The sequence below is a fragment of the Streptomyces sp. NPDC059668 genome (genome assembly GCF_042734135.1).
Taxonomy (GTDB): Bacteria; Actinomycetota; Actinomycetes; order Streptomycetales; family Streptomycetaceae; genus Streptomyces.
On sequence record NZ_JBHWEL010000016.1, the window covers coordinates 62,443 to 84,196 of the forward strand.

A 21,754-nucleotide genomic window follows, 5' to 3' on the forward strand; every position below is an offset into this window, starting at 1 on the left:
GACAGGTACGGGAGCGGCCGGCAGGGCCCCGCCCCCGCCGAGTCGGCGCGGCGCCCCCGGCCAACACCCCCCCCCCCCCCCCCCAACACCCCAACCCCCCCCCCCCCAAACACCCCCCACCCCCCGCCCAAACCCCCCCCCCAACTACAACAAAAACCCAAAACCCCCCACCCCCCCCCCCCCACGCCCGTTTTCGCGTTCGCCCTTCCCTCTGCCGAGCCGGCGCTTTGTCGGTGAATTGGGGGCGGCCGGGGAAACGGGGAACCGAAAGCGACGGGCGGGTGAACTCATGGCGTCCGTAAGGGGAATCGTCACTTGGGCAATCGGCTGCATCCTTCGAATCGGACTAGCGTGCTGTGTGTAACCCGTCAGCATGAACCGCCCGCGAAGAGGAATTCCGTGACCAACACCCCCCAGGACACGCGCGTGACGTCCGAGGGTCCGGCGATCCGCGCCGTCCTCCCGGCGCCCGACACCCGCCCGCCGTCGCGCGCGAAGCCCCGGGAGTCCCGTCTGCGCGCCCTGGACGGACTGCGGCTGATCGCCGCGCTGATGGTGGCGGCGTACCACTACGGGGGCCGCGACGGCGAGGTCACGCAGGCCTGGGGCACCTCCCCCAGGCACCAGTTCCCCAGCCTCCACTCGTACTTCGCGTACGGCTGCCTCGGCGTCCAGATCTTCTTCGTGATCAGTGGCTTCGTGATCTGCATGAGCGGCTGGGGCCGGCCGCTCAGGTCGTTCTTCGCGTCCCGCGCGTCCCGGCTGCTGCCCGCCTACTGGGCCGCGGTGATCATCGTGACGGCCGTGTTCGCGCTGCCGGTGGTCGCGTACAAGACCGTCGGGCCGAGCGACGCCCTGCTGAACCTGACGATGCTCCAGCAGCCGCTGGGCGTGGACCGGGTGCTGGGCGTCTGCTGGACGCTGTGGGCGGAGGTCCGGTTCTACGCGCTCTTCGCGCTCTGCATCGTCCTGCCGGGCGCCAACCGGCAGCGCGTCATCCTGTTCTGCGCGGGCTGGACCCTGGCGGCGGCGATCGCCCAGACGGCGAACGAACCGCTCCTGAACACCGTCCTGATGCCGGAGTACGCGCCGTTCTTCATCGGCGGTGTCGGCCTCTACCTCCTCCACCGCAACCGGCGTGACGCGTACGCCTGGGGCATCGTGGGCGTGAGCTGGCTGATCGGCCAGCACTACGCGGTGGACCGCCTGTGGCACGCGCCGAACCCGGAGTTCTTCTCCTACCGCAGCTCGTTCGGCATCATCCTGGTCGTCACCCTCGGCTACCTCGCCGTCGGCGCGATCGCCCTGGGCTACCTGAACTGGGCGAACTGGCGCTGGCTGACGGTCGCGGGCGCGCTGACGTACCCCTTCTACCTGGTCCACGAGCACCTGGGCTGGGTCGTCATCAAGGCCTACCACCGCACCCTGCACATCCCGTCGTACGGCACCCTCCCGCTGGCCGTCGCGACGATGCTGCTGCTGGCCTGGCTGCTCAACCGCTACGTGGAGAACTGGCTCACGCCGAAGCTGCGCGCGGCGCTGGCGAAGCCGCGGGCGTAGGGACCCCTTCCGGCCGGTGAACGCGGTCCCCGCCGGACCCCGTTCACCGGTGCCGAATTCGCCGACGTAATCGAGTACGACGAGAATCGGCACCGAGCGCGGCAGGTGAAGGGAAGTCGAATTCGGACCCTGCCGTTTCCGGGTGGCGCGGTGACCACCCGGAAACATCTGTCCGCCGTTCAGCAGTGGTCGGTGGACGTGCCGTACCAGCCGCCCCACGTATTGGTGGCGTAATCGTCGTAGTTGCAGTAGTAGTTTCCGGTCTCCGTCACGACCTTGACGGACTTTCCGACAGAGTTCTCGAAATAGGCGACGAAGCGCAGGGCGCTGCCGTTGCCGGGCATCTCCTTCCAGCTGCCCGCCCCCGACCAGGTGTGCCAGATGCTCCCCGACGGCGCGACGCCGAAGCACTCGGACGGCCCGTACTGCCAGGCGACCAGGTCCGCGCCGTACCCGTTGAGGTTCCCCGTGACCCCGAGACACGTGACGGACGCCGCCGCCGCGGGCGTGGCGGAAAGCCCCACCGCACATCCGGCGGCCAGCGACAGGGCGGCGAGAACGACCGGCAGTCGGAATCGAGACTTCACGAGCTCTCCTCTGCTGATTCGGTGATGCTGACGTTTCCCGGGCCGCACGTTACGGAGGTGAAAGCAGTGGCCACAAGGGCGAATTCCAGCTCGCCAAGGGAACGGATTCCACGATTCCAAGAAAAGGGAAAGGCCGAGGAATTCAACTTCCCGTCACCCCCTCGACCCGCACACCGCGCACAGCGTGGGCAGCGTGGGCAGCGGCCTGAAACGCGGGATCGCCGCACGGGAAAAGAGCGTCGGCCCACGTTCCGCCGGGGCCGGGCGGCAAAAGCGCCGTCGAGTCCGCCCCGCCGGGACGGCCCCCCGGCCCCGCCCCGTTCAGTCGATCCCGTAGCGCGCCCCGATGCCCGCGATCACCAGGGCCAGCCCTTCCTCGAAGTGCCGGCCGTAGTCCTCGAAGATCTCCGCGCCCGCCGCGGCCGACAGGGGGAAGTCGGCCATACGGCGGGCGCGTTCCGTCACGTCGTAGCCCTCGCGGCGTTCGCCCGGCAGGGGCTGGACGCCCTGCTCCTCGGTGACGAAGCCGATCGTGTACAGGTACGTGGTCGACGTCGCGCGGACCGCCTGGGTGAGGGTGAATCCCGTCCGGGTGAGGAGCGTCAGCGTCCGTTCCATCTCCACGGCGTGCAGCGTGCCGGTGAAGCGTGAGCCGCTGAAGACCTTCGCGCCGTCGCGGTAGCCGAGCAGCGCCGCGCGCAGTCCGCGGTTGGCGGTGAGCAGCCGCTCGCGCCAGCCGTCGCCCGGAGCCGCCCCGGCGTCGTCGACCATCCGCCGGTACATCTCCGTGGCCATCTCGTCGAGCAGCTCCTGCTTGTTCCGGAAGTGCCAGTAGAGCGCGGGCGCCTGCACGTTCAGCTCCTTGGCGATCGCCCGGAGGGTGAGGCCGTCCAGGCCGGTCTCGTTGAGCAGTCGCAGGGCGGTCTCGACGACCTGCTTCTTGTCGAGCTTGGGGGATCGCTGAGGTCTCTGGGTAGCCACGCTTGACAGTTTAACGCCGTTAAGTGCATGCTCGCGGCATGGAACTTAACAACGTTAAGGAGAGTCTCGTGGACGTGGACGTACTCGTCGTCGGCGCAGGTCCGACCGGTCTCGCCCTCGGCGTCGACCTGGCCAGGCGCGGGGTGGACGTCCTCGTCGCGGAGCGGGCCGACGGGCTGTTCCCCGGCTCCCGCGGCAAGGGCATCCAGCCGCGCACGATGGAGGTCTTCGACGACCTCGGCGTCCTCGGCGCGATCCGCGCGGCGGGCGGCGACTACCCGGTCGGGATGATCTGGCAGGACGGCCGCCGGACCGGCGAGCACCTGATGTTCGACCCGGCCGAGGCGAGCGACGACTCCCCGTACACCGCGCCGTGGATGGTGCCGCAGTGGCGCACGCAGGAGATCCTCTTCGCGCGGCTCGAGGAGGCCGGGGGGCGGGTCGCCTTCCGCCGCGAGGTCGTCGCGGTCGCGCAGGACGAGGACGGTGTGAGCGTGGAGTTCGCCTCGGGCACACCGGTCCGCGCCCGGTACGTCGTCGCCGCCGACGGCGGCCGCTCCGCGGTGCGGCGCGCGCTCGGCATCGCCATGACCGGGGAGACCGTCGATCCCCACCCGATGCTGGTCTCGGACGTACGGATCACCGGGCTCGACCGCGACAACTGGCATGTCTTCCCGCCCCGCGAGGACACCGGCGGCTTCCTCGCGATCTGCCCGCTGGCCGGCACGGAGGACTTCCAGGTGGTGGCGCAGTTCCCGGAGGGCACGGATGTCGACCTCTCCCTCGACGGCATCCGCAGGACCGTCGCCGAGCGGTCCCACCTCTCCCCCGAGGCCGTGACGGAGGTGCGCTGGGCCTCGGACTTCCGGGCGCGCACCGCGCTGGCGGAGCGCTTCCGCGCCGGGCGGGTCTTCCTCGCCGGGGACTCGGCGCACATCCACTCGCCGGCCGGCGGCCAGGGCCTCAACACGAGCGTCCAAGACGCCTACAACCTGGGCTGGAAGCTCGGCGCCGTGCTGAGCGGCGCGGCTCCGGAGTCCCTCCTCGACACCTACGAGGAGGAACGGCTGCCCGTCGCCGCGGAGATGCTGGGCCTGTCGACCCGGGTACACCGCGGCGAGGCCCGGCGCGGCGCGGCGACCCGCCAGCTCGGTCTCGGCTACCGCGGCTCCTCCCTCGCGGTGGAGACCCGCGCGGACCTGCCGGAGAAGGCCCTGTGGGCGGGCGACCGCGCGCCCGACGGAACCGTGGAGGGCGTACGTCTCTTCGACGTGTTCCGGGGACCGCACTGGACGCTGCTGGCCGTCGGCACCGAGGAGGAACTGCCACCGCTCCCGGGCGTCCGCACCGTCCGGCTCGCGTCGTACGACCGGTACGGGACCGGCGTCTTCCTCGTCCGCCCCGACGGCTACGTGGGGTGGGCGGGCACCGGTGCGCGGGACCTGCCGCGGTACACGCACCGGGTGGGGCTGGCCGTCGGCCGGGGGCTGTGACCGGGACGGTCCACCGGATCCGGGAACCGGCGCCCTGCTCATGGGTGGACCCGGACGCCGGAGGCTGCGCGGGCGAGGGCGGAGCCTCCCCATATTGGGTGGCACCTGTGGTGTCGCCCTGGGACCATCGAGCCGATGCTCACACTTGATGATGATCTCGGACAGCTTTCCTACGTCGTCACCGGCGACGGACCGCCCGTGGTGCTCGTGCACGCCGGCATCGCCGACCACCGCATGTGGGACGCGGTCGTACCCGCCCTGGCGGAACGGCACACCGTCGTCCGGTACGACCTGCGCGGCTTCGGCCGGTCCGCGCCGCCGACCGGCCCGTTCAGCGAGGCCGACGACCTGCGCCGTCTCCTCGACCACCTCGGCCACGACCGGGTCCGGCTCGTCGGCGCGTCCTGGGGCGGCCGCGTGGCCGTCGACTTCGCCCTCACCCACCCGGACCGGGTGCACTCGCTGGCGCTGTTCGCCGCGCCGTGGCCGGGATACGACTGGTCCGCGGACATGATCGCGTACGACGAGGCGGAAACGGCCGCCCTGGACGCGGACGACCTGGACGCCGCCGTCCGTATCAACCTGGACATGTGGCTGCGCGGGGCCGCCCGCGGCTGGGAGGACGTCGCCCCCGGACTGGCCGACGGACTCCGCGGCCCGCTGCGGACGTCGCTGGTGAACCAGGACGTCGTCGGCAAGTTCTCCCAGGGCACCGCGACCGGCGACCTCGCGTCCGTCTCGGTCCCCACCCTGGTCGGAATCGGCAAGCTCGACGTCGCCGACTTCCAGGACATCGGCCGGCGCTACGCCGCCGAGATCCCCGGCGCCACCCTGGTCGAGTTCGCCACCGCGGCCCACCTCATCCCACTGGACGCGCCCACCGAACTCACCGCGGTGCTCGGCCCCTTCCTCGCCCGCTGAGGGCCCCGGCCGTCAGAAGGACGGCCTCGGACGACGGCACGAGAGCGCGTGCCCGGAGCCGCGACGGGGGCGTCCCCCGTCTCGGTCCCGGGCGCCGACGAGCGTGAGTTCGACCCGGGCACCGACGAGCGTGGGTTCGGCCTAGGCGCTGGCGAGCGTGAGTTCGGCCTAGGCGCTGGCGAGCGTGAGTTTGACCGCGAAGCCGAGGAAGAGGGCACCCGCGGCGGTCGTGGCGCCCGCGGACAGCCGCCTGCGCCGCCGGAAGGCCTCCGCGAGTCTCGTCCCGCTGAAGATCAGCGCGGTGAGGTACAGGAAGCTCGCGAGCTGGGCGAAGGCGCCGAGGACCACGAAGGACAGGGCCGGATAGGCGTATCCCGGGTCCACGAACTGCACGAAGAAGGCGACGAAGAACAGGATCGCCTTCGGGTTGAACAGGCTGATGACCAGAGCCCTCCGGTACGGCCGCTCCTCGGCCGCCGACTGCTCCGGGAGCTCCGCCTCGACCCGCTCCCGCCGGGTCCGCCACATCGTCCACGCGGCCCGCAGCATCCCGAACGCCAGCCATGTCAGATACCCGGCCCCGGCGTACTTCACGATCCCGAACAGCACGGCGTTGCCCTGAAGCAGGGAGGCGACGCCGGCCGCCGACAGCGTCATCAGCACCGTGTCCCCGCACCACACGCCCGCGGCGGCCGTGTACCCGGCGCGCACACCACGACGGGCCGCGACGGACAGCACGTAGAGCGAGTTCGGTCCGGGGAGCAGAACGATCAGGACGAGTCCCGCCAGATAGGTGGGAAGGTCGATGACACCAAGCATGAGGAGGAGTGTCGCACGGGGGTACGACACCGCGCGTCCCCGTCTCGCGGTTCAGTCACCGTCGAGGAGCGTGTCCACGGAGAGTTCGAGGGTGACGCCGACGGACTCCGGGACCGGGACGCTCCGCCCCCGTCCGTAGCGCTCGGGGGCCGGACACTTGCCGTTGACCGGATCACGGTGGAGGAGCACCTCGTCGTGCTTGCGGTCGGCCACGAGGTGGACCGGGATGCCCGCCTCGGCGTCAGCGTCAGCTCGTGTCGCAGTAAGGCCACGGCGTCCTCCATTCAGGTATCACTCTTCATGAGCGCGACCGGGGGCGTGCGGCATTCGCCCCCGATCACCTGTACGGAGGAATCGCCCAGGTCAGAAGGCGTCCGTCGGCACGTAGGTCCCCCACACCTCGCGCAGCGCGCCGCACACCTCGCCGACCGTGGCGCGGGCGCGCAGGGCGTCCTTCATCGGGTAGAGGACGTTGGCCGTGCCCTCGGCCGCCTTCTTCAGGTCGGCGAGGGCCGCCTCGACCGCCGCCCCGTCGCGGCCGGCCCGCAGCCCGGCGAGGCGTGCGGCCTGCTGGGCCTCGATGGCCGGGTCGACGCGGAGCGGCTCGTACGGCTCCTCCTCGTCGAGCTGGAAGCGGTTGACGCCGACCACGACCCGCTCGCCGGAGTCGGTCTCCTGCGCGATGCGGTACGCGCTGCGCTCGATCTCGCCCTTCTGGAAGCCGTGCTCGATGGCGCTGACCGCGCCGCCCATCTCCTCGACTCTCGTCATGAGGTCGACGGCGGCCGCCTCGACGTCGTCGGTCATCCTCTCGATGACGTACGAGCCGGCGAAGGGGTCGACGGTCGCCGTGACGTCCGTCTCGTAGGCCAGCACCTGCTGGGTCCGCAGGGCCAGACGCGCCGACTTGTCGGTGGGCAGCGCGATCGCCTCGTCGAAGGAGTTGGTGTGCAGCGACTGGGTGCCGCCGAGGACCGCGCCCAGGCCCTGGACGGCCACCCGCACCAGGTTCACCTCCGGCTGCTGGGCCGTCAGCTGCACCCCCGCGGTCTGCGTGTGGAAGCGCAGCATCAGCGACTTGGGGTCCTTCGCGCCGAACTCCTCGCGCATCACGCGGGCCCAGATGCGGCGCGCGGCACGGAACTTGGCGACCTCCTCCAGGATCGTCGTACGGGCGACGAAGAAGAAGGACAGGCGGGGAGCGAAGTCGTCGACGTCCATGCCGGCCGCCACCGCCGTACGGACGTACTCGATGCCGTCCGCGAGGGTGAACGCGATCTCCTGCGCGGGGGACGCGCCCGCCTCGGCCATGTGGTAGCCGGAGATCGAGATCGTGTTCCACTTCGGGATCTCGGTCCTGCAGTACTTGAAGATGTCCGCGATCAGCCGCAAGGAGGGCTTGGGCGGGAAGATGTACGTGCCGCGCGCGATGTACTCCTTCAGCACGTCGTTCTGGACGGTGCCCGTCAACCGGGAGGCCGGGACCCCCTGTTCCTCGCCGACCAGCTGGTACATGAGCAGCAGCAGCGCCGCGGGGGCGTTGATCGTCATCGAGGTGGAGACCTTGTCCAGCGGGATGCCGTCGAACAGGATCCGCATGTCCTCCACCGAGTCGATCGCGACGCCGACCTTGCCGACCTCGCCGTGCGCGATGGCGGCGTCCGAGTCGTGGCCCATCTGGGTGGGCAGGTCGAAGGCGACGGAGAGGCCCGTCGTGCCGTTCGCGATCAGCTGCTTGTACCGCGCGTTCGACTCCACCGCCGTGCCGAAGCCGGCGTACTGACGCATCGTCCAGGGCCGGCCGGTGTACATCGACGGGTACACACCGCGGGTGAAGGGGTAGGCGCCGGGTGCGCCCAGCTTCTCCGCCGGGTCCCAGTCCTTGAGGACCTCCGGTCCGTAGACCGCTTCGATGGGCAGTCCGGACTCCGACTCGCGCGACATTGCTGTGCCTCCCGCTGGGTTACTCACTGGTAGGTCCGACCCTCGCGACGGACTGTAGTGGGGGCCGTGCGCCCGGTGGAGAGACCCGGGCTGGGACCTTGCTCACAGACCGGTGCGCGGGTCCGTTCTCCCTTTCGTCGCTCACCGCCTTCGCTCTCCACCGTCTCCACCATGCCGCGCGGTTCACGACCGGTCACGCGCGGGGAACATCCTCAGGGTGTCTCCCAGGGGTATACCTGGCACATCGGCGTGCGGTGGACGGGTGAGACGACGGGGGTTCGGATGCGCAGCACAGTCAGAGGAGGATCGCTGGCCGCTCTGCTGGCGCTCGTCGCGGTGAGCGGCTGCCGGGTCGAGACCGTCGACGCGCACGGGACGCGGACGCCGGTGCGGGCGACGGCCGGCTCCACCGACGCGTCGGACGACGCCAAGCCGAGCCCGGGGAGCGCCGTGCCGGCTCCCGCGTCCCGGGAACCGGGCCCGACCGCCTCCAGGACACCGCCTCCCGAGGTGCTCTGGTCCCGCGGCGACCGCGGCCGGGGCGTCCGTGAGGTCCAGGCCCGGCTGCGCCAGCTCGCCTGGCTCTTCGAGGGCCCGACGGGGACGTACGACTTCGCGACGGTCACGGCCGTACGCGGCTTCCAGGGCAGGCGGGGGCTCGCGCGCACCGGCGAGGTGGACGCCGTGACCTGGCAGCGGCTGCTGTCGATGACGCACGAGCCGGGCCGGTGGGAGCTGTACGCGTTCGGCGGCATGCCCGCCGCGCCGCCCGACCCGCGCTGTCTGACCGGGCGGGTGCTGTGCGTCAGCAAGACGAGCCGCACCCTGCGCTGGATGATCGACGGCAGAACCGTCTCGGTGATGGACGTGCGGTTCGGCTCGCAGTACACCCCGACCCGCGAAGGCGTGTTCAGCGTGGACTTCAAGTCCCGCTACCACGTGTCGACGATCTACCACACGTCCATGCCGTACGCGATGTTCTTCAGCGGCGGCCAGGCGGTGCACTACTCCGCCGACTTCGCGGCCCGCGGCTACGCGGGTGCCTCGCACGGCTGCGTCAACGTACGGGACGAGGGGAAGATCTCGGCGCTGTTCGCGCAGGTCCGCACGGGGGACAAGGTCGTCGTCTACTGGTGACGGCGTGCGGGGCGCTGAATGTGTGCGGGGCGCGGGCGGGACCGGGGGAACGTGTCCCGCCCGCGCCGGTGTGCACCGAGCCTGGGTACGGGGGGAACCCCGGCTCGGTGCGACGGCCGATGACCAGTCGGCTCACCCAGTACTGCGTCGGCGCGGCCGAAAACGTCACACCGGCCCGGGAAAAAGTTCAGGGCCATACGAAATCGCAGCTCAGAGCGGGTGCGTGCGGGGGCGTCGGCGTCGGGCGACAGGCGACGGGACGCACCGTATGGCCGGGAACCGGCCACGGACGGCCGGGAACCGGCTACCTGCGGCCGGGCGTCCGCTGCGGACGGCCGGGCAGCGGCTCAGACGCCCGACAGGCGCGGCGTCGCGTCCCCCGCCCGCGCGATGTCCCGGACCGCCGAGGTCAGGGCCGCCGAGGTCAGGGCCGACTTCCGCGGCACCGGTGCCAGGGCCGAGGGCGAGGCCGGGGCGAACACCCCGCTGTGGTGGTGGCCGTTGCCCCCGGGGACCATGTGACCGCCGTCGTCGCCCTTGTCGCCGCCGGACCCGTGCCCGGAGCCGGAGCCCGAGCCGTTCTGTCCGTCACCCCGGCCGTCCTGACCGCCCCGGTCGTCCCGGCCCTCGCCGGAACCGGTTCCGGTCCAGCCGAGGACACGCTTGCAGAACGTCTTCACCCGCCCGCCGCCGCCCGCCGCGTCCGTCAGGACGCGTCTGCGGCCGGCCTCCAGGTTCTTGCCGCCCAGGACGTCCCGGCACGACGAGCGCGTCCTGCTCCACCACTCGTGGGAGCGCGCCGGCCGGCCCGGCCCGGTCGCCTGGGGTTGTCCGCTCGCGGAGCCGCCGGCCTCCACGTCGTCGGAGGAGCCGGAACCGGCAGGCCCGCCCGTCGTGGCCCCGGGCAGCGGTACCTCCGAGCCGTCGGCCTGCGACACCCCCGGCGACGGCGAGACCAGCGGGCGCTGCGGTGTTTGTGCGGCGGAGACCGTGGCGGCCGGGTGCGGCCTGTCGTCACGGAACGGAGTCGGCAGCACTCCGGTGCCGGCCGCGACGGCGACCCCGCCGATCATGCCGACGGCCAGCGCGGCGGCCAGTCCGAAGCGCACGGGCCGACCCCAGCGGACCCGCTGACCACCCCGACCGGGGCTGCCCAGACGGACCAGACCGGCATCGGACGCGTGCGCGGCGCCCCACGGGTCGCGGCCGGCGACGCGCTGGGCCGGCACCCCGCCGCGGCCCGCGCGGTTGGCCCGGAACGCGGCCAACGCGGCGCCCTCGCCGGGGAGTTCGGTACCGTCCTGCGCGGGTTCCGCGACCAGCGAGGCGAGCGCCTCGGCGAGCCGTTCCACGCGCTCCTTCGTGTCGGCGTCGACGGCCTCCAGCGGCTCACCGCGCAGCAGACGCTCCGCGGCCTCGCGGTCCAGCCACCTGTAGTCCTCGTCGGCCATCACATGTCCTTCTGCGTCCGCGAACGCGTATGCGTCACACCGGCGGACGTCACCGCGCGTGTGCGCGACTCTCGTTGTGGGGGGACCGCGCCGAGCGCGACCGCGGATTCCGGATCGCCGCCGATCAGCTCCGCGAGCCGCTTCAGACCCCGGTGCGCCGCGGTGCGGACGGCTCCGGGCCGCTTGCCGAGGGTCTCGGCCGCGGTCTTTGCGTCGAGGCCGACGACGACCCGCAGCACCACGGCCTCCGCCTGGTCCTGCGGGAGCTGGGCTATCAGCGAGAGGGTGCTGCCGGTGGCCAGCGCCTCGATGGCCTCGCCCGCGGTGTCCGACTCGGCGGCCCTGCCGGTCAGTTCGGTCTCGTCGCCGCCGATCGCCGGGCGGCGGCCGCGCATGCGTATGTGGTCGAGGGCGCGGTTGCGGGCGATCCGGGCGGCCCAGCCGCGGAACCGGTCGGCGTCGCCGCTGAACCTCTCCAGGTCCCGGGCGATCTGCAACCAGGCCTCGGAGGTGACGTCCTCCGCGTCCGGGTCACCGACCAGCGTCCGTACGTATCCGAGCAGCCGTGGGTGCACCGCGCGGTACACAGTCCGGAACGCGGTCTCGTCCCCGTCCTGCGCCGCAAGCACCGCGGTGGTCAGCTCCGCGTCGTCCCCCAGCACCCGCGCGCCCCTCTTTGCGCCTGAACCGGCGCCGCTCTCGCGGCCCGGGCTCTCGCCGTTGTGGTTGCCTGTCCTCCGCGCCCCGGCGCGAATGGCACGTTACGGCCTGAAACAGCTCCCCGTCCACGTCCGTACAACTTGCAACTATGTCGTGACGGAGCGGGGTGTGACACAAAACGCAGTCGCGGCGCTGTAGAGAGTACGGGCCGCCGCGCGGCCCGTGCCGCGCGACGGCCGGGGCCTCTCCTGTGGGGGGTGGCGGCCCCGGCCGTTGCCATCGGCTCTCCGGACGGGCGTCCTCGGGGCGCCGTCACCGCCTCTCGCGGGACGCGCCCGACACCGCCGTGGACCAGGCCCCATCGCCTCAGCCAGACCCCCGGCCCTTCGCCTCTACTCCGTCTTGTCCGTCTCCGCCCCGGTGCCGTCGTCCCGGGCGGTCCACTCGGTCCACTCGGTCCAGTCGTCGCGCCGGCGGGTCCGTGCCCCGTGCGCCCCGCCCTCCCGGGCGGCCCGGTACGCGGCGACGGCCCGGCCCTCCGCGTCGGGATCGACGGCGGTGGTCCGTACGGCGGCGAGCAGCGCGTCGAGGGAGAGGCCGACGGCGAGGCCGAAGAACGGATCGGCGTCCGCGTGCCGTTCACCCATGTCCCCGCCCGCCCCTCACCGACCGCTCCCGGCGCTCATCCCGAATCCCCCAGCGTCCGGCGCCCTTCGGGCGTCACACCGCCGGCCGTTGTCTCGCCCGTGCCGCCCGCCGCTCCCTCGCCCGTGCCCGCGTCCGTGGCGAGGTCCGCCCCGTCGGCGCCGATCTGCTGGGCCAGTCGCCTCAGACCGCGATGGGCCGCGGTGCGCACCGCGCCCGGGCGCTTGCCGAGGACGCGGGCGGCGGCCGGCCCGTCCAGTCCGACGACCACGCGCAGCAGAACGGCCTCGGCCTGGTCGCGGGGCAGCCGCGCGAGCAGTTCCAGGGCGCGCTCGGTGCCGAGGGTCTCCAGCGCCTGGTCGTGGGTGCTGTGGTGGCCGGGCAGTTCCAGGGCCTCGTTCTCCAGCGGGGTGGCCCGGGGCCGTACTTTCTGGCGCCGCAGATGGTCGAGCGCGCGGTGCCGGGCGATGGTCGCCGTCCAGCCGCGGAACCCGGCGCCGTCCCCCCGGAACCGTCCGAGGTCACGGGCGATCTCCAGCCAGGCGTCGGACGCCACGTCCTCGGCGTCGTCCCCGACGATCCCGCGCAGATAGCCGAGCAGGCCCGGCTGCACCATCCGGTAGGCGACCGCGAAGGCGGCCTCGTCCCCCTCCTGCGCCCGCGCCACGGCCGCACCGAGCTCACCGTCGTACAGCTGTACGCGGCGGGGTTCCCCTCCCTGGCCCAACACTGTCCTCGTTCGTACCGAGTTCGCCTGAATGCCCACCGTGCGACACGGCCGGCCGTGTCGACGTCCCCGTGGTCATCAGCGTCGGCCCCCACGGAAATGTCACAGGCCGTCAGGCTCTCCACCCACGCCCGAACAGGCCGGGCGGCACGACGCCGGCCGCCCGCGGCCCGAGGACGGGGCCGTCAGCGCCGCGCTCTGTCCCCGGTGGCCTCCCGGCACAGCAGCCGCAGCGAACCGTCGCCCCCGTAGCAGCGGCGGGCCTCGTCGATCGGGTCCCACAGCCGCCCGTCGGGCGTCCGCAGCCAGTGCTCGCCGCCGGTCTCCCACCACTCCGCGCCGGTGTAGCGGGCGACGACCTCGCCGGCGTACGCGCCGAAGCCGCGCAGCACGCTCTCCACGGCGGCGTACGGCGCCCGTTCGCGGCGTATCTCGTCGATCAGCCGGTCGACGCGCCACAGACTCTGGGCCGAGTAGTCGAGGCGCAGCCGGGCGCCCTCGCGCATCGTGGCGACGGCGTCCGCCGCCCAGCGCACGGGCTTCGTCGCCGCCTGGGGCCTGGTTGTTCGCTGTGCGTTCACACTCGGAAGAGCGCTCGGCGGACGCGTTTCGTCACGCGTTCCGGGCGCATCCGCGACACCGGCCCAGGACCCCCATCCGCCCGCGCAGGACAGTCACAGGAACCCCGCAGGAATCAGGTTTACGTCCGGTCCCGTGGTTCCCGTCCGGCGTCCCGGGCCCCGGCTCAGGGGCGCCGCGTCACGAACGTCCGCGGGCCCGTCGCGACACCACCGCGCGCAGCACACGCCGGCCTTCCGTGGACACCTCCAGCGCGGGGCGCAGTCCGCCCGCGCCCCGGCCCGCCAGCAGCTCCAGGACGGCGACCTGGCGCCGCAGTTCGGCCGCGACGAGGGGGGAGATGCCGTCCGTGAGGCCCTCACGGTGTGCCGAGACCGGACATGTGCCGGTGTCGCCGGCGGCGGCGTCGAGCAGCCGGTGGATCCGCAGCGCGGCCACCGAGCAGGCGTCGGCCCACTCCCGCAGGTCGGGGGCGAAGGGGTCGTCGGGAGCGGCGGCGAGCATTCGGCGGACCAGGGCGGCCGCCTCGTCCTCTCCATCGCCGTCACCGTCGCCGTCACCGCCGCCGTCGACGGCCTCTCCGGGGCCGGCGACCTCCAGTTCGGTCCGTGCCTGTTCGAGGTACTCACCCCAGGCGCCCCCGTCCGCGAGGCTCGACCACAGAGGTCTCAGGACCTCGTCGTCGCCACCCAGCAGGGGCACACACCGATCCAAACAAGCCAGCCCGCTGGCCGCCAGTCCACGCTCGTCGGCCTGAGCGATCAGGTCCACCAGACTCATCGCGCCTCCCCTCGACAGGGCGCTCCCCCTTACGGAGCCCGCACTTTCCCTTACTGCGTGCTCAGCAGCGGGAGTGTCACAGGGGTACCACGCCGAGCCGGTCCAGGGGGCGAAAGAGCGGATTTTCGGCCAACGACGTGCTTCCGCCGCCCGTACGGCGACGACCGTGCGCCCGGCCCCCGAGTCCCGGTCGGCCCGTGCCGAACACAGCGCGGGCGCAGGCGACTTGGGAAGCGGAAGAGCGAGAGAGAGGGAGAGGGAGAGGGGGACGGGAGAAGGGGCCTCGGAGAGGCCGGGAGGGCGGTCGGACCGGTGGGGGTCAGACGGCCGGCGCGACCGGTCCGCGATGCGCCTTCTCGTTCTGCATCCGGGTCAGCCGCAGGACGACGAGGATCGCCAGCAGCGCGGCGGCGATGTCGGCGGCGTCCGCGAACACCGCCTGGCCGGCCGCGTGCTGGATCTCCAGCGCGGTCCGGGCGCCGCGGTGCTCCGCCATGGAGACCCGGTCGGCGAGCAGCGAGGTCAGCCACAGCGCCCACCAGAGGTTGACCAGGCCGTGCGTGATCCGGGAGCCCTGCGGGATGCTCGCGTCCCAGATGTCCAGCATGATCCGGCGCGGGCGCCACAGGTTCAGCACCGGCACGAACCAGCCCCCGACCGCCCAGCCGCGGCCCTGGCTGTGGCCGAAGGGGTCGAACACCTCGGCGTTGACCCGCGCCCGGTGGAACCAGACGAGGAAGACGACGATGGTCGCGAGCAGGGCGCCCGTCTGCGCGTATCCGGCCACGGAGTACAGCGAGTCGGCCTGGTCCGCCTCGTGCCGGATGCCCTCCCCGGTCCGGCCGTCCACCAGCGCGGACGCCACGTCGCGCATCCTGCGGTCCGCCCAGATCGCGAAGAGGTCGGTCGCGACGACCAGGCCGAGCAGCGCGGCGGTGGCCTTCCCCAGGCCGACCGGCGACCTCAGCCGGGCGGGACCGTGCGGCAGCACGGGGACGCCCGTCGGAAGGGGCGCGGGTGCGGGCGGGGGCGCACCGGGCAGAGGCGCATCGGACATGGGTGTACTGGACATGGAGCCCCCCGGATCTCCGGCACGCACGCGAGGCGGTACCGGCACAAGAAGCCGGGTGCGCTCCCTCCCCAGGGGCACACCCGGCACACGAACCATCGGAAGATACGTTCATCCGGCCCCGGCGTCCAACCGATTGCGCCCGGCCCGCCGAGCGGCCGCCGACCGGTGGGTCCGGCGGGGCCGGTTCAGCCCAGTCGGTCCGCCAGGCTCTTGAAGGCGCTCCAGGACAGCGCCGGCCGGCCCGGATCCCACAGCTTCTGGACGGTCGCGCGCAACGGCATCCTGATGCCCGCCGCCACCTGGTCCTGGGTCTGCGAGGCCGACAGGTCGCACCAGACGGCGAAGCTCCCGCCGAGGATCTGGCCGTCGTACCTCGACGGGACCGGTGTGGTGCCGCGCAGCACGAGCGGGGTCCACTGCTCGTAGATGCGCCGCCCGGTCGGATAGACGAAGGTCTGCGGTTCGCCGAGGACGTAGTAGAGGAACTCGTCGTTGTAGTTGATGAGTTCGCGGCCGGCGCTCAGGTACTCGGCCGGTGGGCGCGCGCCGATCTCCTTGCCGGTCCAGTACGCGACCTCGATGTCCTTGGCGGCCTGGACGCCGCCCCCGCGGAAGAACCCGTCGTTCCAGGCCCGCGCGGTCCGGTCGTGTCCGCGCACCACCGCGGCGCGGTCGTTGAGCCAGCCGGTCGCGAGGTCGGCGACGCTCCCGCCGGCCCCGAAGAGCTTCCTGGCCGCGGCGGCCAGCTGGGGGTAGGAGGCCGCCGGGTTCGCCACGGTCAGCGCCTGGTACTCGTCGCCGCCCAGGCGCCAGTACGGGCCGGGGAAGAGCCCCGCGTACTCGTTGAGCAGGTCGTCGACGATGCCCGCCGCCGCGGGCTCGGAGATGTCGACGGCGCCCCGGGTGGGGACCCCCGAGGCGTTCCGGAGCTGGAGGTCGGGGTGGGCGGCGATCACCGCGCCGAGGTGGCCCGGCGAGTCGATCTCGGGCACGACGTGGATGTGCCGGCTCGCCGCGAGGTCGACGATGTCCTTGACCTCGGTCTTGGACAGGTGCTGCTTGGACACGATCTCCGGGTGGGTGTCCGACTGGATGCGGAAGCCCTGGTCGTCGGAGAAGTGCAGGCCCAGTTCGTTGAACTTCAGATCACCCAGTTCACGGACGCGGTCCTCGATCCAGGCCGCCGTGAAGTGCTTGCGGGCGATGTCGAGCATGAACCCGCGGCGCGGCTTCGCCGGCCGGTCGCGTACGACGCCCTCCGGTGCGGTGCCGCCGCCGTGCACCTCCTGCTTCAGGGTGCGTGTGCCGTAGAAGACGCCCGCCTGGCCGGGCGCGGAGATGGTGACCCGGCGGTTCTTCACCGTCAGGGTGTACGACTCCGGGTCCGCGGCCGTGCCGTTCAGGGCGAGCTCGACGTCACCGTCGCGGGCCTCGGTCCGCCCCGCGTAGGAGAGTTTGAGTTCTCCCGCTATCAGCTTCCCCTCGTCGGCGAGGCCCGGGTCGCCCACGACGACCCGGCCGCCCGCGGCGGGACGCCAGCCGGGTCCCCGGGCGGGCGTGTGCTCCCGCACGGCGGGGATCGTGCGGGGGGCCTGGGAGAGCGGGTAGGTCCGGGTGGGCGAGGCGGACGCGGAGGACCGGCTCGCGGCGGCCGACCTGCTCGCCGAGGACACGTTCGCCCCGGTGTCGCCGCCGCCGGAGGGCCACAGCATCACGGCCGCCACCACGGCGCCCACCGCCGCCACCGCTCCGGCGGCCGTCAGCGCCGGCCGTCTCCCGCTCCGCACCGGCGTCCGTCGCCGCCTGCCCGTGCTCACCGCACCACGCCCTTCACGATCACACTCGCGCCCCGGCCGTCGGGGCCCGCACCTTCACGTACGCATCCCGCACCCCGTACACCTCACGTCGTACACCCCTCCGATGAACCACCGTCCCCTTCTCCGTCACAACCGTCCACCGCAGGTTCCGAAACTCTCCCGTCCGGGTGAAATTCAGGCATCGGACGGACAGCTCCCGTCAATCGTCGATACCGTGGCGGCACACTTCTCACTTCATCCCCTGCCGCACCACACGTGACGTCCACAGGGCGCCACGGCACGCACCCGCCGCCATCGCATCGCCGAGGACCCACGCTGCCCGCGCACCGTCTCCCACGCCTCCCCGGCCAGGTCGCCCTACCCGAGCAGAAGAGCGCGCCACCGTCCCCGGCGCGCCTCCAGCCCTTCAACGACGCGCCCGCCGACGAGGTCGAGCGCGCCCTGCTCACGTGCTGCCGCAATCCGCGCTGGGCCCGTCGGCTGGCCGCCCACCGGCCCTATCCGGACCTGGACGCCCTGCTGGCCGCGGCCGACGAGGCGGCGTACGACCTCACGCCCGGCGATCTCGCCGAAGCGCTCGCCGGTGAGTCGCTCACGCCGCTCCCGGACGGCGGCTACTCCGCCGCCCACACCGCGCTGAGCGCCGCGCACGCCGCGTACGAAAGCCGCTTCGGGCATGTGTTCGTCATCTGTCTGGACGGCATAGCCCCCGCGGAGGCCCTCGACCAGGTACTCGGCGCCATCCGGTCACGATTGACGAACGATCGGGAGGAGGAGCGAGTGACGACGGCGGACGAACTGCGCCGCCTCGCCCGAGGCCGTCTGGCCCGCCTGGTGCAGCACTTCTGCGCGCCGCCCGTGGTGGAGCGCCCCCCTCCAGGAGCGCCGGCCGCCACCCCGCTTCCGCGCGTGGCGTCCCGCCGCCACCCCGCGCCGACCCGCGATCCGCGTCCGCAGTAGCCCGTCCGTGCCTGATTGTCTGCCAGTTTGATCACATAGATAGGGCCGCTGTAAACGTTCCGACAAGTCGTCGCTACGATGGCCGGGGCCGGTGGACCGTACCCGGCCGGGCCGACCGACACAGAAGCCGGCAGGCCCCAATCCCCGCTCCCGGAGGGTTCTTCCGTGCCGGCTGGAACGCTGTACCGCGGCCGGGAAGGAATGTGGTCCTGGGTGGCTCATCGAGTCACCGGCGTCCTCATCTTCTTCTTCCTGTTCGTACACGTGCTGGACACCGCTCTCGTCCGTGTCTCCCCCGAGGACTACGACAGGGTCGTGTCCACGTACAAGACGCCGATCGTCGCGCTGTTGGAGTACGGCCTCGTCGCCGCCATCCTCTTCCACGCGCTCAACGGCCTGCGTGTCATCGCCGTCGACTTCTGGTCGAAGGGCCCGCGCTACCAGAAGCAGATGCTCTGGTCCGTCGTCGGTATCTGGGTCGTGCTGATGGCCGGGGCGCTGTACCCCGTCCTCGGGCACGCATTCCGCGAAGTCTTCGGGAGCTGACGCAGATGTCCACCACAGAGACCGCCGCTTCCGGTATCGGACCCGTCGAGGGCGCGGGCGCGTTCTCGGCGTACGGCGTCGACAACCCGGCGCCGCTCATCGAGGCCCCCCGCAAGCGCACCAAGAAGACCCCGAAGTCCACGCGCGGCAATTTCGAGATGTACGGCTGGCTCTTCATGCGCCTGTCCGGCATCGTCCTCGTCGTCCTGGTCCTCGGCCACCTGCTCATCCAGCTCGTCCTCGACGGCGGTGTCTCCAAGATCGGCTTCGCGTTCGTCGCGGGCCGCTGGGCGTCCCCGTGGTGGCAGGCCTGGGACCTCGCGATGCTGTGGCTCGCCATGCTGCACGGCGCCAACGGCCTGCGCACGGTCATCAACGACTACGCCGAGCGCGCGAACACCCGCCTGTGGCTCAAGGGCCTGCTCTACACCGCGACGGTGTTCACCATCCTGCTGGGCACGCTGGTGATCTTCACCTTCGACCCGAACATCCGCTAGGCACGGGGCTGAGGTAACCGACTCATGCAGATCCACAAGTACGACACCGTCATCGTCGGCGCCGGCGGCGCCGGCATGCGCGCCGCCATCGAGGCGACGAAGCGCAGCCGCACCGCCGTGCTGACGAAGCTCTACCCCACCCGCTCCCACACGGGCGCGGCGCAGGGCGGCATGGCCGCCGCGCTGGCCAACGTGGAGGAGGACAACTGGGAGTGGCACACCTTCGACACCGTCAAGGGCGGTGACTACCTGGTCGACCAGGACGCCGCCGAGATCCTGGCGAAGGAGGCCATCGACTCGGTCCTCGACCTGGAGAAGATGGGCCTGCCGTTCAACCGGACGCCCGAGGGCCGGATCGACCAGCGCCGTTTCGGCGGTCACTCCCGCAACCACGGCGAGGCCCCGGTCCGCCGGTCCTGCTACGCCGCGGACCGCACCGGCCACATGATCCTCCAGACGCTGTACCAGAACTGCGTCAAGGAGGGCGTGGAGTTCTTCAACGAGTTCTACGTGCTCGACCAGCTCATCACCGAGGTCGACGGCGTGAAGCGCTCGGCCGGCGTGGTCGCGTACGAGCTGGCGACCGGCGAGATCCACGTCTTCCAGGCGAAGTCCGTGATCTACGCGTCCGGCGGTACCGGCAAGTTCTTCAAGGTGACGTCCAACGCGCACACCCTGACGGGTGACGGTCAGGCGGCGGTCTACCGTCGCGGACTGCCGCTGGAGGACATGGAGTTCTTCCAGTTCCACCCGACCGGCATCTGGCGCATGGGCATCCTGCTGACGGAGGGCGCCCGCGGTGAGGGCGGCATCCTGCGCAACAAGGACGGCGAGCGCTTCATGGAGAAGTACGCGCCGGTCATGAAGGACCTCGCGTCCCGTGACGTCGTGTCCCGCTCCATCTACACGGAGATCCGTGAGGGCCGCGGCTGCGGTCCCGAGGGCGACCACGTCTACCTCGACCTCACGCACCTCCCGCCGGAGCAGCTCGACGCGAAGCTCCCCGACATCACCGAGTTCGCCCGTACGTACCTCGGCATCGAGCCCTACACGGACCCGATCCCGATCCAGCCCACCGCGCACTACGCGATGGGCGGCATCCCGACGAACGTCCAGGGTGAGGTGCTGAGCGACAACACCACGGTCGTCCCGGGCCTGTACGCGGCCGGCGAGGTCGCCTGCGTGTCCGTGCACGGCGCCAACCGTCTCGGCACGAACTCGCTCCTGGACATCAACGTGTTCGGGCGCCGCGCGGGCATCGCCGCGGCCGAGTACTCGGCGAAGGCCGACTACGTCGAACTGCCGGAGAACCCGGCCTCGCAGGTCGTCGCCCAGGTCGAGCGGCTGCGCGACTCCACCGGCACCGAGCGGGTCGCGGCCCTCCGCCTCGAACTGCAGGAGTGCATGGACGCCAACGTGATGGTGTTCCGCACCGAGCAGACGATCAAGACGGCGGTCGAGAAGATCGCGGAGCTGCGCGAGCGCTACCGCAACGTCGCGATCCAGGACAAGGGCAAGCGGTTCAACACGGACCTCCTCGAGGCCATCGAGCTGGGCAACCTGCTCGACCTGGCCGAGGTCATGGCCGTCTCCGCGCTCGCCCGCAAGGAGTCCCGCGGCGGTCACTACCGCGAGGACTACCCGAACCGCGACGACGTCAACTTCATGCGCCACACCATGGCGTACCGCGAGGTCGGCGACGACGGCACCGAGTCCATCCGTCTCGACTACAAGCCGGTCGTCCAGACCCGCTACCAGCCGATGGAGCGTAAGTACTGATGGCTACCCCGACTCTCGACAAGGCGGACAGCGCCGGCCAGCCCGAGGCGGGCTTCGCCGACTCGCCGTACATCACCGCCACCTTCCGCATCCGCCGCTTCAACCCCGAGGTCTCGGCGGACGCGGTCTGGGAAGACTTCCAGCTGGAGATCGACCCGAAGGAGCGTGTCCTCGACGCGCTGCACAAGATCAAGTGGGACCAGGACGGCACGCTCACGTTCCGCCGGTCCTGCGCGCACGGCATCTGCGGTTCGGACGCCATGCGGATCAACGGCAAGAACCGTCTTGCCTGCAAGACGCTGATCAAGGACATCAACCCCGAGAAGCCGATCACGGTCGAGGCCATCAAGGGCCTGACGGTCCTGAAGGACCTCGTGGTCGACATGGACCCGTTCTTCCAGGCGTACCGCGACGTGATGCCCTTCCTCATCACGAAGGACACCAACGAGCCGACGCGCGAGCGTCTGCAGAGCGCCGAGGACCGCGAGCGCTTCGACGACACCACCAAGTGCATCCTCTGCGCGGCGTGCACGTCGTCCTGCCCGGTGTTCTGGAACGACGGCCAGTACTTCGGCCCGGCCGCGATCGTGAACGCGCACCGCTTCATCTTCGACAGCCGTGACGAAGCGGGCGAGCAGCGCCTGGAGATCCTCAACGACAAGGACGGCGTGTGGCGTTGCCGCACCACGTTCAACTGCACGGACGCCTGCCCGCGCGGTATCGAGGTCACGAAGGCGATCCAGGAGGTCAAGCGCGCGCTGATCACGCGTCGCTTCTGATCCGCCGACACTGCCCGAAG

The 21,754-nt window shown here is 71.8% G+C and carries 22 protein-coding genes; 9 read left to right on the top strand and 13 right to left on the bottom strand.

The annotated features are described in order from the left end of the window. The first annotated feature begins 399 nt into the window (after positions 1-399). Positions 400-1,560: an acyltransferase family protein gene (locus ACFV2J_RS14795; RefSeq protein ID WP_385092598.1), complete on the top strand. Its 1,161-nt coding sequence runs from the start codon at positions 400-402 to the stop codon at positions 1,558-1,560. A 179-nt stretch (positions 1,561-1,739) separates the two neighbouring features. Here ACFV2J_RS14795 and ACFV2J_RS14800 read toward each other — a convergent pair whose 3' ends face one another. Together ACFV2J_RS14800 and ACFV2J_RS14805 are read right to left on the bottom strand one after the other, a co-directional pair. After that, positions 1,740-2,147 carry a hypothetical protein gene (locus tag ACFV2J_RS14800; protein WP_385092601.1) on the bottom strand — a complete coding sequence of 136 codons (408 nt, stop codon included), beginning with the start codon at positions 2,145-2,147 and terminating at the stop codon, positions 1,740-1,742. A gap of 321 nt (positions 2,148-2,468) precedes the next feature. Beyond that, a complete protein-coding gene (locus tag ACFV2J_RS14805; protein WP_385092603.1) occupies positions 2,469-3,128 on the bottom strand; it encodes a TetR/AcrR family transcriptional regulator in 660 nt (219 codons plus the stop codon). 68 nt (positions 3,129-3,196) lie between these two features. Here ACFV2J_RS14805 and ACFV2J_RS14810 point away from each other — a divergent pair, with 68 nt between their 5' ends. Together ACFV2J_RS14810 and ACFV2J_RS14815 are read left to right on the top strand one after the other, a co-directional pair. Then, positions 3,197-4,621, top strand: a complete 1,425-nt coding sequence (locus ACFV2J_RS14810) for an FAD-dependent oxidoreductase (protein ID WP_385092605.1) — start codon at positions 3,197-3,199, stop codon at positions 4,619-4,621. Positions 4,622-4,756: 135 nt separating this feature from the next. Then, positions 4,757-5,542 carry an alpha/beta fold hydrolase gene (locus ACFV2J_RS14815; protein WP_385092607.1) on the top strand — a complete coding sequence of 262 codons (786 nt, stop codon included), beginning with the start codon at positions 4,757-4,759 and terminating at the stop codon, positions 5,540-5,542. 168 nt (positions 5,543-5,710) lie between these two features. On the opposite strand, the gene leuE is transcribed toward ACFV2J_RS14815, so the two are convergent. The 3 genes from leuE to ACFV2J_RS14830 form a co-directional block, all read right to left on the bottom strand. After that, positions 5,711-6,361 carry a leucine efflux protein LeuE gene (gene leuE, locus ACFV2J_RS14820; protein WP_385092608.1) on the bottom strand — a complete coding sequence of 217 codons (651 nt, stop codon included), beginning with the start codon at positions 6,359-6,361 and terminating at the stop codon, positions 5,711-5,713. Positions 6,362-6,412: 51 nt separating this feature from the next. Then, entirely contained in the window at positions 6,413-6,574 is a 162-nt protein-coding gene (locus ACFV2J_RS14825) for a hypothetical protein (RefSeq protein WP_385092612.1), read from the bottom strand. Positions 6,575-6,724: 150 nt separating this feature from the next. Then, positions 6,725-8,305, bottom strand: a complete 1,581-nt coding sequence (locus tag ACFV2J_RS14830) for a methylmalonyl-CoA mutase (RefSeq protein WP_385092614.1) — start codon at positions 8,303-8,305, stop codon at positions 6,725-6,727. Positions 8,306-8,587: 282 nt separating this feature from the next. Here ACFV2J_RS14830 and ACFV2J_RS14835 point away from each other — a divergent pair, with 282 nt between their 5' ends. After that, a complete protein-coding gene (locus tag ACFV2J_RS14835; RefSeq protein ID WP_385092617.1) occupies positions 8,588-9,442 on the top strand; it encodes a L,D-transpeptidase family protein in 855 nt (284 codons plus the stop codon). A 347-nt stretch (positions 9,443-9,789) separates the two neighbouring features. Here ACFV2J_RS14835 and ACFV2J_RS14840 read toward each other — a convergent pair whose 3' ends face one another. From ACFV2J_RS14840 to ACFV2J_RS14875, 8 genes are all read right to left on the bottom strand, one after another. Continuing rightward, the gene (locus ACFV2J_RS14840) at positions 9,790-10,893 is read right to left on the bottom strand and encodes a hypothetical protein (RefSeq protein ID WP_385081915.1); all 1,104 of its coding nucleotides are present in this window, start codon (positions 10,891-10,893) and stop codon (positions 9,790-9,792) included. Beyond that, the gene (locus ACFV2J_RS14845; protein ID WP_385438880.1) at positions 10,893-11,555 is read right to left on the bottom strand and encodes an RNA polymerase sigma factor; all 663 of its coding nucleotides are present in this window, start codon (positions 11,553-11,555) and stop codon (positions 10,893-10,895) included. The genes ACFV2J_RS14840 and ACFV2J_RS14845 overlap by 1 nt, the downstream gene beginning before the upstream one ends. 390 nt (positions 11,556-11,945) lie before the next feature. Continuing rightward, the gene (locus tag ACFV2J_RS14850) at positions 11,946-12,200 is read right to left on the bottom strand and encodes a hypothetical protein (RefSeq protein WP_385081918.1); all 255 of its coding nucleotides are present in this window, start codon (positions 12,198-12,200) and stop codon (positions 11,946-11,948) included. A 35-nt stretch (positions 12,201-12,235) separates the two neighbouring features. Next, a complete protein-coding gene (locus ACFV2J_RS14855; RefSeq protein WP_385438945.1) occupies positions 12,236-12,925 on the bottom strand; it encodes an RNA polymerase sigma factor in 690 nt (229 codons plus the stop codon). A gap of 185 nt (positions 12,926-13,110) precedes the next feature. Then, on the bottom strand, positions 13,111-13,506 hold the full coding sequence (locus ACFV2J_RS14860; RefSeq protein WP_168529855.1) for a hypothetical protein: 396 nt from the start codon (positions 13,504-13,506) through the stop codon (positions 13,111-13,113). Positions 13,507-13,684: 178 nt separating this feature from the next. Continuing rightward, on the bottom strand, positions 13,685-14,284 hold the full coding sequence (locus ACFV2J_RS14865) for a hypothetical protein (protein ID WP_385081919.1): 600 nt from the start codon (positions 14,282-14,284) through the stop codon (positions 13,685-13,687). A 319-nt stretch (positions 14,285-14,603) separates the two neighbouring features. After that, positions 14,604-15,341, bottom strand: a complete 738-nt coding sequence (locus tag ACFV2J_RS14870) for a DUF4328 domain-containing protein (protein ID WP_385081920.1) — start codon at positions 15,339-15,341, stop codon at positions 14,604-14,606. A gap of 200 nt (positions 15,342-15,541) precedes the next feature. Next, entirely contained in the window at positions 15,542-17,068 is a 1,527-nt protein-coding gene (locus ACFV2J_RS14875; RefSeq protein WP_385081969.1) for a glycoside hydrolase family 20 protein, read from the bottom strand. Between the two features lie 360 nt (positions 17,069-17,428). Here ACFV2J_RS14875 and ACFV2J_RS14880 point away from each other — a divergent pair, with 360 nt between their 5' ends. The 5 genes from ACFV2J_RS14880 to ACFV2J_RS14900 all read left to right on the top strand — a co-directional run bounded on the left by ACFV2J_RS14880 (position 17,429) and on the right by ACFV2J_RS14900 (position 21,734). Further along, complete coding sequence (locus tag ACFV2J_RS14880; RefSeq protein ID WP_385081921.1) at positions 17,429-18,133, top strand: 2-oxo-4-hydroxy-4-carboxy-5-ureidoimidazoline decarboxylase; 705 nt, start codon at positions 17,429-17,431, stop codon at positions 18,131-18,133. 165 nt (positions 18,134-18,298) lie between these two features. Beyond that, entirely contained in the window at positions 18,299-18,679 is a 381-nt protein-coding gene (gene sdhC / locus ACFV2J_RS14885; protein ID WP_148010139.1) for a succinate dehydrogenase, cytochrome b556 subunit, read from the top strand. Positions 18,680-18,684: 5 nt separating this feature from the next. After that, entirely contained in the window at positions 18,685-19,176 is a 492-nt protein-coding gene (locus ACFV2J_RS14890; RefSeq protein WP_148010138.1) for a succinate dehydrogenase hydrophobic membrane anchor subunit, read from the top strand. A gap of 24 nt (positions 19,177-19,200) precedes the next feature. Continuing rightward, positions 19,201-20,955 carry a succinate dehydrogenase flavoprotein subunit gene (gene sdhA / locus ACFV2J_RS14895; RefSeq protein ID WP_385081923.1) on the top strand — a complete coding sequence of 585 codons (1,755 nt, stop codon included), beginning with the start codon at positions 19,201-19,203 and terminating at the stop codon, positions 20,953-20,955. After that, complete coding sequence (locus tag ACFV2J_RS14900) at positions 20,955-21,734, top strand: succinate dehydrogenase iron-sulfur subunit (RefSeq protein WP_356797264.1); 780 nt, start codon at positions 20,955-20,957, stop codon at positions 21,732-21,734. The genes sdhA and ACFV2J_RS14900 overlap by 1 nt, the downstream gene beginning before the upstream one ends. Positions 21,735-21,754: the final 20 nt, after the last annotated feature.

Coding starts and splice junctions, on each gene's coding strand:
- ACFV2J_RS14865 (WP_385081919.1), bottom strand. CDS start 14,284: ATGAGTCTGGTGGACCTGATCGCTCAGGCCGACGAGCGTGGACTGGCG.
- ACFV2J_RS14890 (WP_148010138.1), top strand. CDS start 18,685: ATGTCCACCACAGAGACCGCCGCTTCCGGTATCGGACCCGTCGAGGGC.
- ACFV2J_RS14875 (WP_385081969.1), bottom strand. CDS start 17,068: ATGCTGTGGCCCTCCGGCGGCGGCGACACCGGGGCGAACGTGTCCTCG.
- sdhA (WP_385081923.1), top strand. CDS start 19,201: ATGCAGATCCACAAGTACGACACCGTCATCGTCGGCGCCGGCGGCGCC.
- ACFV2J_RS14900 (WP_356797264.1), top strand. CDS start 20,955: ATGGCTACCCCGACTCTCGACAAGGCGGACAGCGCCGGCCAGCCCGAG.
- ACFV2J_RS14815 (WP_385092607.1), top strand. CDS start 4,757: ATGCTCACACTTGATGATGATCTCGGACAGCTTTCCTACGTCGTCACC.
- ACFV2J_RS14850 (WP_385081918.1), bottom strand. CDS start 12,200: ATGGGTGAACGGCACGCGGACGCCGATCCGTTCTTCGGCCTCGCCGTC.
- ACFV2J_RS14840 (WP_385081915.1), bottom strand. CDS start 10,893: ATGGCCGACGAGGACTACAGGTGGCTGGACCGCGAGGCCGCGGAGCGT.
- ACFV2J_RS14870 (WP_385081920.1), bottom strand. CDS start 15,341: ATGTCCGATGCGCCTCTGCCCGGTGCGCCCCCGCCCGCACCCGCGCCC.
- ACFV2J_RS14835 (WP_385092617.1), top strand. CDS start 8,588: ATGCGCAGCACAGTCAGAGGAGGATCGCTGGCCGCTCTGCTGGCGCTC.
- leuE (WP_385092608.1), bottom strand. CDS start 6,361: ATGCTTGGTGTCATCGACCTTCCCACCTATCTGGCGGGACTCGTCCTG.
- ACFV2J_RS14830 (WP_385092614.1), bottom strand. CDS start 8,305: ATGTCGCGCGAGTCGGAGTCCGGACTGCCCATCGAAGCGGTCTACGGA.